We start from the raw sequence: 15602 nt of genomic DNA, 5'->3' as shown, positions 1-15602 counted from the left end.
AGACAGATGATAGAAATTTCCAGCAAGGCTAAAGCTTAATGGAGTTCAATTTCAACATATCTGCTTATTTGTAATAATTTTGTAATTTTCGTAAAAGTTTGCAGCCTCCCACGCGCATAGAGAATAAGCCAATTATGATATTAGCTGGAACAGCACAGCGAGTTCAGGTTTATTCATCACATTAAAACTTGCTTGCATCGATCACTGGAACATTGTTTGCAAAGTAATTTGATGATTAAGATAGTCGCAATATCGTATAACAATGCACCTTTACTCCCTGCTCCTAAGGCGATTTTCGACGCTAAGCCTAGGGGCATAGGTCGCAATGAAGAAAATTTTTTGGTGCTAGCAGATCCCAGGCACTATGTGTCGCGCTTTCAGGCATCAGTCAAAAGTGAGGGCGGCCGCCACACTCTGATCAACTTAAGTCTCGCCAATCCAATTCTAATCAACGAGCAAGAAATAACTCCGGAGCGCGAGTACGCGATAGCACCCGGCGACCAAATTCAAATTGGCTTGTATCGATTACGGGTTGATGCGCTTAGCGCCAGCAACTCACTGCCGTCATCAAATCAAATACGAAAATCAGTATTGCCTGCAAAAAAACAAATGACGAAGATGGAGGCCTCGCTCGCAACCGACCTGACAGCGCGGCTCACTCCACCCAATTTTCTGCTACGTAGAGAAAGCGACTTCATGGCGCTCAATGAAATTGGGCGATCAAGCGAGCCAGCACGCACGAGTACCATTTCGAATACAGCATCAAAGTCAGCTGCAAGTTCAGCTGCAAAGACAGCTTCCATTCCGCGAGCAATTACAAAAACCGAGCTAACGATAAAAGCTGAAGATGCTCCCGAACCATCCGATGAATTATTTTTAGCTTTACTCAAGGGGGCGGGACTATCGAAGGAGAACATTGAGTCTGGCCTGACCCCGCAACTCATGCAGACCATAGGAGAACTACTGAAGGGATTAATCGATGGTAGTGTGGATTTGATCTCTCAACGAGCGCTACTGAAACGCGAGGTCTGCAGCGATTTGACGGTAGTCGTATTAGAGAAAAACAATCCTATGAAATTTTTCCCAGACAGTCAGAGTATCTTGACGCAAATGTTGGGAAAAAAAATCCCTGGCTTTATGACGCCAAAAGAAGCCATCGCAGACACGTTCTTAGATTTAAACAGCCATCAACTAGGATTGATGGCTGGCATGAAGGCCGAACTCAACGCGCAGCTTGAGCAATTACAACCGGCCAATTTCTCAGAAAATAGTCAGGCAGCAAACCTGATGGATCGATTTAATCCCAGTCGAAAAAAAGCCAAGATGTGGGATGATTTCTCTGCTTACCATGAACGACTGTCCAAGCAAGCAAAAGCCGACTTCGATAGTCAGAACAAGTATGGGGCAAATTTTCAAAGTGCTTACGAAAAAGAAGTAGCGAAAGCAAATCAATCTCAAGATAGCTAGATAGCTAGACAGCTAGCGGTATAGCGCAAATCTGCGCGAGCTAGCCTTGCATGCGCTCCTACTCCTGGCGCACTTTGAACTTTAGACCGCCCCTGGCATAGGCCGCTTGCGCATATTCCATGCGGGTTTCCAGCCTGCCTGGCTTGAAAGGCGCATGGAATATGCGCGTCCAGCCACCCTGCCGTACAAGCCGCATGGCTATTGCGCACTGGCGATGCACGGTAGGGCAAACTACCTTTGCATACTCTCCCACACTTTTTGCAAACGCTTGGCAGAAACCGGCATCGGGGTTCTAAGCTCTTGCGCGTAGAGCGACACTCGCAACTCTTCCAACAACCAACGAAACTCTTGCAACTTAGGATCAGCATCTGGCCCGGTCTTGCGCGGGGTGCGTTGCCAGGGCTGCGCGACCGAATTCCACTCTAGCATCAGCTTGGCGTCGCGCGCAGGATCGGCACGCAACTTATCCATCCTCACCGTCATGGCTTTCAGGTAACGCGGAAATTGCGCTAGCTGAGTAAAGTCATTGTCGGCAATAAAGCGCTTGCTGACCAGCATCTGCAATTGGCTTTGCATATCGGCTGCGGCTTGCGGATGGGCTTTGAGTGCCTGCAGCTTTTTCGGTAGACCATGATATTCAGCCAAAATCTGGGCGGCGAGTCTGGCGATTTCATTGGCTAACAAATTCAGCCTGCCTTTGCCGGCATCGCGACGTTGATTAAATTCACCAGAGTTACTTGGCAAAGGCTGCTGCAAAAAGGCACTTTCCAGTGCCACTTGCACGATCTGCTCACGCAATTCTTCTTGCGAACCCAAAGCCATAAATTGCATCCCCATTTGTTGTAAGCCAGGGATATTTTTTTCAAGAAATTTGACTTGTTCTTTGATCTGCAAGGCAAACAAACGGCGCAAGCCTATACGATGAATGCGCGCTGCTTCGTCAGGATCATCGAAGACTTCGATATGGCAATGCGTGATTTTATCGACCAGGGCCGGGTAACCGATCAAGGTTTGTTTACCTTGCTGTACTTCGAGTAATTCTGGCAGGCTGTCAAAGGTCCAGCCACTCAGGTTTTCTTGCGTGATGGTGACTGCTGGCTTGGCGCTTGCACCTAACTGGGCTGGCTTGCCGCCGGCGCGGGCAGGATTGCTCTCTGGCATTGCAGAGCTGGTTTTACCAGTATCGAGCAAACTGAGTTTTTCGGCGCTGGCGATGCGTTGAAAACTTTCGCGCGCTTGCCCGCCGAATTCAGCGCGCAAGTTAGCCAGATTACGCCCCATCTCTAATTGACGCGCATGTTCATCAACAATTTTAAAATTCATGGTCAGATGCACAGGCACCGTCTCAAATTTAAAATCGGTGCTCATACAGATCAGGCCAGTCTGTTCGCGTATATCGGCGATCACAGCATCAAGGAAGTTTCCTGAACCGAACTCCTTGCGCTCGCAAAATCCTGCTGCATAATTCGGCAAAGGGACGCAATGACGACGAATCTTTTGTGGCAGTGACTTAATCAGCAGATGCACTTTTTCTTTGAGCATGCCGGGCACCAGCCATTCACAGCGATCGCTGGAAACCTGATTCAGCGAAAACAAAGGGATGCTCAGAGTCACGCCATCGCGTGGGCTACCCGGTTCAAAATGGTAACTCAGCTGCAGCGCAACGCCGGACACTTGCATGGTCTTGGGAAACAGGTCGGTGGTAATACCCGCCGCCTCGTGCCGCATCAACTCATCTTTATTCAAATACAGCAGCTTGGGATTTTCTTTGACTGCCTCTTTATACCATTGCTCCAACAAGACGGCGTTATACACGCCAGACGGTATCAATTTATCGTAGAAAGCGATGATCAGTGCATCGTCGACCAGCACATCGATGCGACGTGACTTGTGCTCCAGATTTTCTATCTCGCGCACCAATTTTTGATTATGCGCAAAAAAAGACAAGCGGGTATCGAGCTCATCGGCGACCAGGGCATCACGAATGAAAATCTCCCGCGCCTCAGCCGGATGCGTCAAACCATACTGTATGCGGCGTTGGCTATACACCACCAGACCGTACAGAGTGGCACGCTCAAAAGCCGATACTTGGCCCGCACGCTTCTCCCAGCGCGGCTCTCCGTATGATTTTTTGAGTAAATGCCCCCCGATTTTCTCCAGCCATTCCGGTTGTATCTGCGCAATACAACGCCCATACAGACGCGTGGTGTCGACCAGCTCTGCTGCCATCACCCATCGCCCGGCTTTTTTTGCCAGACTAGAGCCTGGCCAGATGAAGAACTTGATACCGCGCGCGCCCAGGTAATGCGCCTCTTCGTCGGACTTGTAGCCTATATTGCCGAGTAAGCCAGTCAGCAAAGAGAGATGTAATTGCTCATACGTGGCGGGGCTTTCGTTCAGGCGCCAGCCCTGTTCTTTGACGATAGTCAGTAATTGGCTATGCACCTCACGCCACTCGCGTAAACGCATCTGACTGAGGAAGTTGGCACGGCAATTGTCTTGTAATTGTCGGTTAGTTTTTTTGTGCTCTATGGCTTCTTCAAACCATTTCCAAATTTTCAGATAAGACTGAAACTCGGACTTCTCATCGGCGAATTTTTTATGTGCGGCATCGGCCGCCGCTTGCGCTTCCATAGGGCGGTCACGCGGATCTTGTACCGATAAAGCGGCAGCAATAATCAATACTTCACTCAGCGCTTGATTGTCGCGTGCCGCCAATATCATGCGACCGACCCGCGGATCCAACGGCAATTTTGCGAGTTGCCTACCGACGGCAGTGAGATGATTACCCTCATCCATAGCACCCAACTCTTGCAGCAACTGGTAACCGTCTGCAATCGCCCGGCCCGGTGGTGGCTCTATGAAGGGGAAGCTCTCAACATCGGTCAGGTGCAAGGACTTCATGCGCAAGATAACAGCGGCCAAAGACGAGCGCATGATTTCTGGCTCGGTAAATTTAGGCCGATTATTATAATCTTGCTCTTCGTATAGGCGGATGCAGACACCGGCCGCGACACGGCCGCAACGACCAGCTCTTTGATTGGCGGCAGATTGGGCGACCGCCTCCACCTGCAATTGCTCGACCTTATTCCGATAGCTGTAACGCTTGACACGCGCCAGCCCAGCATCGACCACGTAGCGTATCCCTGGCACCGTCAAAGAAGTCTCTGCGACGTTAGTCGCTAGCACAATACGGCGCGCGTTAGAAACCTTGAAGACACGCTCCTGCTCTTGGGCCGACAAGCGCGCAAACAGCGGCAAAATCTCTACGTGCGCTGGATGATGCTTGCGCAAGGCTTCCGCTGTGTCGCGAATCTCGCGCTCTCCTGGCAGAAACACCAATACATCGCCAGAACCCACGCGACATAACTCATCAACCGCATCGGTGATGGCGGTCATCAGATCGCGTTCTTTATCCTTCTCATCATTTTGCACTGGGCGGTAACGTATCTCTACCGGATACAAGCGCCCCGAGACCTCGATGACTGGCGCTGGTTTATCACTGGCATCGGCAAAATGAGTGGCAAACCGCTGAGCATCGATAGTGGCCGAGGTAATGATGAGTTTGAGATCGCGTCGCTTAGGCAAAATTTGCTTCAGATAGCCAAGCAGAAAATCAATGTTTAAGCTGCGCTCATGCGCCTCATCAATGATGATGGTGTCGTATTGTTTGAGTAGCGGATCGGTTTGCGTTTCGGCCAGCAAGATACCATCGGTCATCAGCTTGACAGATGCGCCCTTGGTCAAGGTGTCATTAAAGCGCACCTTAAAACCTACATGTTCACCTAAAGGAGAATTGAGCTCTTGTGCGATGCGCTTGGCAGTCGACGATGCAGCGATACGACGTGGCTGAGTATGCCCTATCATTCCGGCTTGCCCGCGCCCTAGTTCCAGACAAATTTTTGGTAATTGCGTGGTTTTACCAGAGCCGGTTTCACCACAAACAATGATGACCTGATGTTTTTTCAGGGCTTCGGCTATTTCAGCACGCCGACCTGAAACCGGCAATTCTTCCGGGTAGGTGATAACAGGGGGCGGATTACGAAATGGTAGGACCGGCAGGCCCGGCAGCACCGCTGGTATCGATGTAGTTTTGCTGGTCGCTTTTTCTATGGCGTTTCTGCCAGGAGCTCCAGATGCAGATTCTTTTTTCTCTGCAAGGCTCACATCCTTAGAACGAGTTGGAGCGGCCTGCGGCGATTTCGCTTTTCCCGACAAGCCAGTGCTCTCTTTAAGAGGGGCTCGACTATCTCTAAGTTGATCGCGCAACTGACGTAAGTCAGACATCCCGGTTAGCGCTAAGGATTCAGATTTCGGGACGATTTTTTTAGGTGGAGTATTGGCTGGCATATCGCTGCGCATTATCCCAGATTTTAAGGCGGGACAGTGCATTGAGAGACAATTCTAAGTAGTTTGACAGAGGCATTGCGCACGAGGATACTGGCATAAAGGGTTTAAATGAAGTGCGCAAAATGCGGAGAGTTTAAATGCGCTATCTAATCGTCACGATATTCTCACTTCTCATGCTCGGCTGCGCTAGCCCAAAAGCAGCGCTGGACACGCGTCGCTTACTCAATGACCATCTTTTTACGGCATCACAAACAAAGATAGATGCAGAGAGCATCTTCAGTTTGAGCGATGAAATGCGCCTGTATTTAGAGACGACAGTCCCCAAGCAAGCGCTCAATAAAAATACTCAACAAGCGCTATTTGAGGCGCTGCGCGATCAATCGCGTTTGCGCATTGAATATGATTCAATAATGACAAAAAAGGCGACCCAGACTTTTGAGACTAGATCTGGAAATTGCCTATCGCTGGTCATAATGACTGCTGCGTTTGCTAAACAACTCAATCTGACAGTGCAATATCAAAGTGTCGATACCGAACAAGCATGGAGTAGTAATGGCGATTTTCATTTCGCTTCAGGTCATGTCAATATCGTTCTCGGTAAAAAATCGAATATTTGGCGTGCGGGTTACGATAGTAGCGAATCCTTAACGATAGATTTTCTCCCTCCGGCTGACCTACTCGGTCAGAAGACCAGGCCAATTGAGGAAAAAGCTATTCTAGCCATGTATATGAACAACCGTGCCGCTGAGCTATTGGCTGAAAATTTAGTCGAGGAGGCTTACTGGTTTGCCCGCGACGCGATGTTGAGAGATCCTGATTTTTTAAGTGCTTACAACACCATGGGTGTGATCTATATGCGGCACGACAATCTTTTACAAGCTGAACAAAATTTTTTATCTGTCTTGTCACGCGACTCAAAAAACACGACTGCCATGCATAATTTAGCCAGCGTTTTAGAGCAACAAGGGCGCGTCGCTGAGGCGAATGCATGGCGCATTCAGCTAAAGGAGTTACAACCTTCACCGCCGTTTTATTACTTTAAATTAGGCAAAACAGCCATGAGTCAGGGTGATTACCTCGATGCAAAAAAACATTTTATGAAAGAATTGCAACGAGATCCTTATTATCACGAACTGCATTTCTGGCTGGCATTAGCGCATCTCAATTTAGGCGAATTTAAGCTTGCTACAGAACAGTTAAACTTTGCAAAAGATAACAGCACCAATAGCGACAGTTACAAACTGTATAGCGCCAAGTTAGACAAAATTAGAGTCCGTGGCGGACATTAATCAGTCATTTCGTATGCGTCTCATCGGACCAACTTGAGCAAGTTAGTGGCTTTGATTCCATCCGTTTTAAAATCCCGACAAAAATTCTGTGTTAGCTCCAAGTAAATCGGTATTCGCGCACCGTATTGCCTTTCTCTCTGGCTATCTCAGTTTATAATTCGTCCATGGAAAATTCTGTTCAATTCGTTCATTGGTTGCGCTCAGTCGCGCCCTATATTCATGCATTCCGGGGCAAGACCTTCGTCGTCGCATTTCCTGGTGAACTGGTGATGGCAGGTGCTCTTCCTGTCCTTGCACAAGATTTATCTCTATTGCATGCACTAGGAATACGTATCGTGATCGTACACGGCTCACGACCACAAGTGGCGGAGCAACTGGCGCTGCGTAACGTCGAAGGTCATTTCCATAACGGGATACGAATTACCGATATTGCAGGCCTAGAATGCTCAAAAGAAGCTGCTGGTGAACTACGCCTCGATATCGAAGCCGCATTTAGTCAGGGCTTGCCGAATACACCGATGGCACATTCGGCCATACGCATTATTTCCGGCAATTTCGTCACTGCCAAACCCATAGGCATAGTCAACGGCGTTGATTTTCAATTGACGGGCGTTGCCCGCAAGGTTGCCTACGATACGATTCACACCATTTTGGAGGCTGGCAACCTGGTATTACTTTCGCCATTGGGCTTCTCACCGACTGGTGAAGCATTCAATTTGACCATGGAAGATGTGGCCGTTTCGGCAGCCACTGCTTTGCGCGCTGATAAATTAATTTTCATCTCTGAGACACCGATGATGGTTGATCAGGATGGCGATGAGATACGCGAGCTTTCCTTTATTCAGGCTGAGCAAGAATTAAAACACTCTTATCTACCTGCAGACTCCGCTTTCTATTTAGAGCACGCGATTAAAGCCTCGCGTGGAGGCGTCCCGAGGATACATATAGTCCCTTACCAAACCGATGGATCGGCTTTACTAGAGCTATTCACCCATGACGGCGTCGGAACCATGGTGTCATCAGAAAACCTGGAAAGCCTCAGAGAAGCGACGATAGAAGATGTAGGCGGGATCATTAAACTGATAGAACCATTGGAAGCCGATGGCACCCTGGTGAAACGGGGACGTGAGCTACTGGAGCGCGAAATCAATTATTTCTCGGTCATAGAACATGACGGCGTAATCTTTGGATGTGCCGCGCTATATCCCTTCCCCTTTGAAAAAATGGGAGAAATGGCTTGCCTGACGGTCAATCCAGAAGTACAGAGCCAAGGTGACGGAGAGCGCATTTTAAAACACATGGAAAAACGTGCGCGCCGTGCCGGTTTTCACTCACTTTTCGTGCTCACCACACGCACTGCGCATTGGTTCCTCAAACGTGGGTTTGTGAGCGCAACAGTCGACGATCTACCAAAAGATAGACAACAAATGTATAACTGGCAGCGTAAATCCTTGGTACTGATCAAGCAGCTATAATTTGACTCGTCTACATCAACAAATACCAATAACGGATACACCGTATAATTCTCACCATCGCAAGATTAATTCATAGGAGTTACCATTATGGCCCGCACGGTCCACTGCATTAAATTAGATAAAGACGCTGAAGGCTTAGACTTCCCTACGTATCCAGGCGAACTCGGCAAACGGATCTACGAAAACGTTTCAAAAGAAGCCTGGGCTGGCTGGCTCAAGCATCAGACCATGCTGGTCAATGAAAATCGCCTGAATCTGGCAGACACGCGTGCCCGTAAATACCTGGCAACACAAATGGAAAAGCATTTCTTTGGAGAAGGCGCGGATGCCGCCATGGGTTACATACCACCAGCAGAATAAGCAAGAATTTCTGCAAAAAAAAGCGACCTGCAGTTCTGAACTGGCGGGTCGCTTTTTTATTGCCCGGCGAACCGGGCAAACATTTTTACCAGAAACCTTAATTAGATTTCTTCGTACAGCGGCAAAGTCAGGAATTCGGCGAAATCTTCTGAGGTCGACATTTCTTCAAAAATCTGCGCAGCGCGGTCATAAGTTGCACCGCTACCTACGGATTCTTTTACCTTAAGCAATTCTTCCGAAATCATTGCGCGCACCATATCGGCAGTGATCTTGCGACCATCTTCCAGATTGCCTTTATCGGAACGTATCCACTGCCAAACTTGTGAACGGCTGATCTCTGCGGTCGCAGCATCTTCCATCAGATTGTGGATAGGTACGCAACCGTTACCCGCCAACCAGGCACCTAGGTAATGAATACCGACGTTGATGTTATAACGTAGGCCAGCTTCAGTAATCGGAGTTTCAGGTTGGAAACTCAACAAATCCTTCGCAGTCACTTCAATATCCGGACGCTGTTTGGAGATCTGGTTAGGTGCATCGCCCAAGACTTTCTTGAACTCAGTCATCGCCAATTCAACCAGACCTGGATGTGCTACCCAACCGCCATCGTAACCGTCAGTTGCATCACGCGCTTTATCGTTACGCACACCGCCCATGGCGATTTCATTTTTTTCAGCATCGTTCTTGATAGGAATCAGTGCTGCCATACCACCAATAGCAGGGGCATTACGCTTGTGACAGGTTTTCAGCAACAACAAGGCATACGAGCGCATGAATGGTGCGGTCATAGTTACCTTGGCGCGATCAGCCAGGCAGAAGTCTTTGTCATTCTTGAATTTCTTGATGCAGGAGAAAATATAATCCCAGCGTCCGGCATTCAAACCTGAGCTATGCTCACGCAATTCGTACAGGATCTCATCCATTTCAAAGGCCGCCAGAATAGTCTCGATCAAGACTGTCGCCTTGATAGTGCCTTGTGCCAGACCGATTTCATTTTGCGCCATAACAAAAATATCATTCCACAAACGCGCTTCCTGATGCGATTCCATCTTAGGCAGATAGAAGTAAGGGCCGGCGCCGCGTGCCAATTGTTCTTTAGCGTTATGAAACAGGAATAGGGCAAAATCAAAGATACCGCCGGAGATGCGCTTACCGTCCACCAGCACATGCTTCTCATCCAGATGCCAGCCACGTGGACGCACTACCAGAGTTGCGATCTTGTCGTTCAGTTTGTAGCTCTTGCCATTTTGTTCCATGCTGATGGTACGGCGTACCGCATCACGCATATTGATCTGACCTGTGATCTGGTTGTCCCAGTTCGGCGTATTTGAATCTTCAAAGTCCGTCATGTAACTATCAGCGCCAGAGTTAAAGGCGTTGATAACCATCTTGCGCTCGACTGGACCTGTGATCTCTACACGGCGACATTCCAGTGCTGCAGGAATCGGAGCGATTTTCCAGTCACCGTCACGAATGTGCTTAGTTTCAGGCAGAAAATCTGGCAACTCACCCGCGTCCAAACGCGCAGTGCGCGCCACACGTGCAGCCAGCAATTGCTGACGGCGCGGTTCAAACGCGCGACTCAGTTTGGCGACCAGCGCCAGCGCCTCGGGTGTCAATATTTGTTCAAAGCCAGCTTTAATTTCACCGGTAATTTGCATGCCTGCTGGCAATGTCAATTGAGTCATCGTGCTCTCCATAAGTTTAAAAAAATAAAACGTGAAATAAAAAATATTCTGTAAGCGCGCCTACGCAGGGTTAAGTTTCTCGACGAAGGCGATGACATCAGCCAATGTGCGCCCCTCACCGTGCGGCGCCACCCCCAATTCCTCCAGAGGTGCCGCAGTGCGATTTACCCAAAACGTGGTGTAGCCAAACCAAGTGGCACAACAGGCATCCCAACAATTACTAGAAACAAACAGTATGTTTTTTGCAGGCATGCCAAAAACATCCGGACCCAACTGATACGCTTCCGGCGATGTTTTAAATTTTTTCACAACATCGACCGACAATAAATGATGAAACACGCCCTGCATTAACGAGGCATCAACGGCTGATTGCAACATTTGCAAATTGCCATTCGACAAAATCGCTAGTTTTAACCCTCTCGCTCGCAATTGTTGCAACACAGATAAATTTTCTGGAAAAGCATGTAATCGCGCATATTGCCCCATCAAGGCATTCTGCCCAGCCAAATCCAAACGTAAGCCCAAACGACGACATGAGAATATCAAGGCATCCTGAGTAATTTCCCAAAAAGGTTTATACATACTGCACATGCTGCGCAAATGCGTGTATTCAATCTGTTTATCGCGCCACATTTCCGCCAAACTGGCACCACTACCAGGAAAAATTTTCTCACTCAACTCACTGATGGAGTACACGTCAAACAGTGTGCCGTAAGCATCAAATGTAATTGCTTGAATAGTCATAAAGAAAACCTTGGCATGTGAACAAAGTATTAAAACGGCGGAGAAAACTATCCTTTAAAACCGACAGTGCCAGTATATTCATTTAATTTAGTAAAAACCGCCTAGATTTATCACTTTATCTTTGCGTTTTAGTTAAAGATGAAGCGATTTATTGATTAAACCCTCTATTTTTGTAACAATAGAGTGCTCACTTTCAAATACTATCCACACAAACGCGCTATGGACCAATTCAAACAAATATCAACATTTGCCGAAGTTGCCACACGTGGCAGCCTATCAGCTGCAGCTCGCGCTGAAGGAGTTGCACCAGCCATGATAGGCCGCCGACTAGACGCATTAGAGGAAAGATTAGGAGTTAAATTACTGCAAAGAACGACTAGAAAAATAGCTTTGACGAACGAGGGTGCCGCGTTTCTTGAAGATTGCCAGCGCATCTTGACAGAATTGGAAGAGGCGGAAACCTCGGTCTCGGAACGCAGTGCTCGCGCCAGTGGACAACTAACGATCTCTGCACCAGCAGGCTTTGGCCGCCAACACATCGCGCCACTTGTTCCTTCTTTTTTGAGCGAACACAGAGAAGTTAAACTAACATTAAGTCTCAACGATAGAGTGGTCGACTTAATCGGTGAAGGAGTCGATGTGGCGATACGTATCGCCTCTTTGACAGACTCCAATCTTATCGGGGTCAAATTAGCTGATAACAAACGCGTGGTAGTGGCCTCACCCGGTTATCTTAAACGGCATGGAACACCGCTTAGTTTAGATGAATTAAGCACTCACAATTGCCTGGCTTTTAGCGGTGACGGCAGCCAACGCGGCTGGACTTTCAGGCAAAATGGCAAAAATATGATCATCAAAGTCGATGGCAATATGGTGTGCAATGATGGCGAGGTATTGCATGACTGGGCGCTCTCAGGCAAAGGCTTGGCCTGGCGCTCGATGTGGGAAGTTGGTAGTGAAATCGAGGCGGGAAAACTCGTCACCGTGTTAGATGAATTTAATGCCCCTGGCAACGACATCTACGCCATATTTGCACAGCGCCGCCATCTGCCATTAAGAATTCGTGCGTTTGTCGATTTTTTACGACACGCTTATAGTGACCCACACTACTGGCAGAAAAAAACATAAGACCCATAAAAAAAGCAGGTGCAATATTCACCTGCTTTTTTTATGGGCATTTACTTAGAAAAATTTCACAAGTTAAAATTCTTCCCAGTCATCTTCTTTAGGTTTAGCAGTAGCGCGTTTAACTTGCGGTTCCGCATTATTACTGATGGATTTCAAATTGTTTTTTACGGCAGCAGGTCTCACTGGAGATGCCGGCTTACTAAGCGGCTTCAATGAAGACGATGACTTCGAGTCAGAAGCATCTAGCTTAAAAATACTGACTGCCGTATTCAAGTTATTCGCCTGCTCTTCCATACTACCGGCAGCTGCAGCCGCTTGCTCTACCAAGGCAGCGTTTTGCTGAGTCGCCTCATCCATTTTGGTAATTGCTATATTTACCTGCGAGATGCCATCGCTTTGCTCGGCGCTGGCGGCAGTGATTTCAGCCATGATGTCAGCGACACCTTTGATAGACATCACAATTTCATCCATGGTTTTACCAGCATCATCAACCAGACGAGTACCAACTTCGACCTTATTGACTGAGTCATCAATTAAAGCCTTGATTTCTTTGGCAGCACTAGCAGAACGTTGCGCCAAATTACGCACTTCGCTAGCAACAACCGCAAAACCACGCCCCTGCTCACCCGCACGCGCAGCCTCAACTGCAGCATTCAATGCAAGAATATTGGTTTGAAACGCAATACCATCAATAACACCGATAATATCGACAATTTTTTTCGAGCTATCTTTGATCGATGACATCGTATGAACTACGTCACCAACAACCTGACCACCTTTTCTAGCCACTTCGGATGCAGTCTGAGCCAAAGCATTCCCTTGCCTGGCATTATCTGCATTTTGCTGCACAGTCGAGGTCAACTCCTCCATTGAGGATGCGGTTTCTTCCAGACTAGCCGCTTGTTGCTCAGTTCTTCCGGACAAATCCATATTCCCAGTCGCAATCTCCGCCGACGAGAGCGCAATTGAAGCACTGCCCTGACGCACCACTGTGACAGTTTGCACTAGACTTTGTCGCATATTTTCCAAGCCAGACAGCAACTGCCCCATTTCATCGGTAGAAGTGACGACAACTCGATTGGATAAATCTCCCTTACCTATTTCATCAAACCGCAACAACATTTCTTTTAAAGGATTTGAAATCGCACGCAATAAGAAAAAGGCCGAAACAAACACCGCCACCAAGCCGCCTAGAACCCCGATGACATCGACCCATAAAAATAGCTTGAAGGCATCTTGACTAGTTTTGAATTGTTTTTCTGCATTAAAAATTTGAAATTCACTGAGCTTCGCAGCCTGTTCAGAGTAAGCAGAATACATGGATGGAACCACCTCCATATTCAACCTATCGGCCTCGCCCATATTAACGGCCTTAACTGCGGCAAGCATAGGCAAAAAGGCTTCTTTCAAATATTTTTCTCTTGAGGCAGCCACGGTATCGGAGAGTTTTTTCTCGTCGGCCTCCTGTGGCAAAGCCAAATACTTTTTCCAATGTTCTTCCGACTTAGCTAAAAACCCTTCAACCCGTTTAATAGTATCCGCAGCACCCGGATCTTCTGGATGCGCAATCACCCGATTAATTGCCGTACGTGCGCGCAACTGTAGAATTCCCGAGTCGCCTAAATTTTGCACACCAGGAAGTTGATTGGTGAAAATTTCTCGAATAACAGCATTACTATTGCTAACACCATATACGCCCATCGCCCCACCTATGGTCAGCATAATCCCCATAAAAAACATGGTTGCGATTAGCCGCAATTTAATCGTCACATTGAACATAAAATTTCTCTCGTGTTATAGGTCTTATTTAGATAAAAACAGGATACAAGAAAATCCAATTCAAATATTGATATTCAGCAATAATATAAAAAATACCCTTCCAGTATAGTTAATTTCTATTTATCCGAATACAAATTTTTGCGCAAAAAAAATCCCCGACATGTCGGGGATTTTCAATTTGAGCAACTTTAACAAGTTACATCTTTGGGATCTATTAGATACCTTGGATGTTAGAAGCTTGTTTGCCTTTAGGGCCTGTTGTCACGTCGAAAGAAACGCGTTGGTTTTCTTTCAAAGATTTGAAACCTGCGGATACGATCGCGGAGAAATGAGCGAACAGATCTTCGCCGCCTTCATCTGGAGTAATGAAACCAAAACCTTTAGAATCATTGAACCATTTAACAATACCTGTTGCCATTACAATTTCCTATTATTCAGTTAATGTGGGCATTTGCCCGATAGATCGTTTCAACCAAGTAAGGAATGACAGACTGATACTGCACTACTACCTAGAATCTCAACGATGTTCTGATTATACTCATAAATTCACAATAAAGTAAATTTAAATGAAAACAATCTCATTTTACTTCTTTTTATTACTTTCTTAGCTTTCTAATGCGCTGATTTCGACACAAAACCCGCGCATTAGAAGTCAGATCAGTCAATACACCCGCGACGAACTTGCGTGAAAGCTGCCAGCACTGCAAATCCGGCTAGCAGCAACAACCACTCTGCCGGCTCAGGCACTGCGCTGACACTGAGCATTGCATTATCAAATACCAGCGGTGTCACTTTGCCGAATTGTCCGGCATTAGCAGCAGGCATTAACTCAAATGTTAATAGACTTCCACTTACAGGATCTGGATTACCAAGTAGGCTCTGCTGATCTGCGCCATACAAAGAGAGCCCGAAGCTGGTTCCGAAAGAACCTGGGGTATTCAAAAATGCGCCGCTAAAGCGCAGATCAAAGCTGATGACCTGCCCGAAGTTCAAAGCCTGAAACAAATCGTTATACGCACTTTGATTTGAAAATACTGCCTTATTGCTCAAATCACCAGTGACTAAGCCCGTCAATATAGGGCTATCGCCGAATGGATACTTACTCGATAAATGAGTCAGATCTGCAAAGGCAGAGGTGGCGCCGGCTTGACCTGGGTTAAATTGCAGATCCAACCAACCGCTACCGATCAGCTTAGTCGTATCGAGCACTACATGGTATTGACTATCTGCACTTGCGTTGAGCATCAAACCCATAGTAGCCAGCGCACAAATCAGATGGCGAATTTGTTTTAAGTTGAAAAAAGATTTCATGAATTATCCTT

11 protein-coding genes are annotated in these 15602 nt (G+C 47.4%); 5 read left to right on the top strand and 6 right to left on the bottom strand.

Going from position 1 to position 15602, the window contains the following annotated elements; genetic code table 11:
* The first annotated feature begins 216 nt into the window (after positions 1-216).
* On the top strand, positions 217-1467 hold the full coding sequence (gene tagH / locus EJN92_RS17295; protein WP_126128956.1) for a type VI secretion system-associated FHA domain protein TagH: 1251 nt from the start codon (positions 217-219) through the stop codon (positions 1465-1467).
* A 231-nt stretch (positions 1468-1698) separates the two neighbouring features.
* Here tagH and hrpA read toward each other — a convergent pair whose 3' ends face one another.
* Positions 1699-5817 (bottom strand): ATP-dependent RNA helicase HrpA, encoded by a 4119-nt coding sequence (hrpA, locus tag EJN92_RS17290; RefSeq protein ID WP_227869592.1) that lies wholly within the window; start codon positions 5815-5817, stop codon positions 1699-1701.
* Between the two features lie 137 nt (positions 5818-5954).
* Here hrpA and EJN92_RS17285 point away from each other — a divergent pair, with 137 nt between their 5' ends.
* The 3 genes from EJN92_RS17285 (at position 5955) to EJN92_RS17275 (ending at position 8941) form a co-directional block, all read left to right on the top strand.
* Positions 5955-7106, top strand: a complete 1152-nt coding sequence (locus EJN92_RS17285) for a tetratricopeptide repeat protein (RefSeq protein ID WP_126128955.1) — start codon at positions 5955-5957, stop codon at positions 7104-7106.
* A 164-nt stretch (positions 7107-7270) separates the two neighbouring features.
* Entirely contained in the window at positions 7271-8581 is a 1311-nt protein-coding gene (gene argA, locus EJN92_RS17280) for an amino-acid N-acetyltransferase (RefSeq protein ID WP_126128954.1), read from the top strand.
* An 87-nt stretch (positions 8582-8668) separates the two neighbouring features.
* Positions 8669-8941 (top strand): oxidative damage protection protein, encoded by a 273-nt coding sequence (locus EJN92_RS17275; protein WP_126128953.1) that lies wholly within the window; start codon positions 8669-8671, stop codon positions 8939-8941.
* Positions 8942-9042: 101 nt separating this feature from the next.
* Here EJN92_RS17275 and aceB read toward each other — a convergent pair whose 3' ends face one another.
* Together aceB and EJN92_RS17265 are read right to left on the bottom strand one after the other, a co-directional pair.
* Complete coding sequence (aceB, locus tag EJN92_RS17270) at positions 9043-10629, bottom strand: malate synthase A (RefSeq protein WP_126128952.1); 1587 nt, start codon at positions 10627-10629, stop codon at positions 9043-9045.
* A 60-nt stretch (positions 10630-10689) separates the two neighbouring features.
* Positions 10690-11373 carry a haloacid dehalogenase type II gene (locus tag EJN92_RS17265; protein ID WP_126128951.1) on the bottom strand — a complete coding sequence of 228 codons (684 nt, stop codon included), beginning with the start codon at positions 11371-11373 and terminating at the stop codon, positions 10690-10692.
* Between the two features lie 219 nt (positions 11374-11592).
* On the opposite strand from EJN92_RS17265, the gene EJN92_RS17260 reads away from it, so the two are divergent.
* Positions 11593-12501 carry a LysR family transcriptional regulator gene (locus EJN92_RS17260; RefSeq protein ID WP_126128950.1) on the top strand — a complete coding sequence of 303 codons (909 nt, stop codon included), beginning with the start codon at positions 11593-11595 and terminating at the stop codon, positions 12499-12501.
* A gap of 72 nt (positions 12502-12573) precedes the next feature.
* Here the strand turns inward: EJN92_RS17260 and EJN92_RS22100 are convergent, their stop codons facing one another.
* From EJN92_RS22100 to EJN92_RS17245, 3 genes are all read right to left on the bottom strand, one after another.
* Positions 12574-14280, bottom strand: a complete 1707-nt coding sequence (locus EJN92_RS22100) for a methyl-accepting chemotaxis protein (protein WP_126128949.1) — start codon at positions 14278-14280, stop codon at positions 12574-12576.
* Between the two features lie 214 nt (positions 14281-14494).
* Positions 14495-14698 carry a cold-shock protein gene (locus EJN92_RS17250; RefSeq protein ID WP_126128948.1) on the bottom strand — a complete coding sequence of 68 codons (204 nt, stop codon included), beginning with the start codon at positions 14696-14698 and terminating at the stop codon, positions 14495-14497.
* A gap of 239 nt (positions 14699-14937) precedes the next feature.
* Complete coding sequence (locus tag EJN92_RS17245; protein WP_126128947.1) at positions 14938-15591, bottom strand: NF038129 family PEP-CTERM protein; 654 nt, start codon at positions 15589-15591, stop codon at positions 14938-14940.
* Between the last annotated feature and the right edge of the window lie 11 nt (positions 15592-15602).

Source organism: Undibacterium parvum, from assembly GCF_003955735.1.
Lineage (GTDB): Bacteria > Pseudomonadota > Gammaproteobacteria > Burkholderiales > Burkholderiaceae_D > Undibacterium > Undibacterium parvum.
The sequence above is the reverse complement of the archived record's forward strand: the minus strand, read 5'-3'. Positions and strand labels throughout refer to the sequence as shown.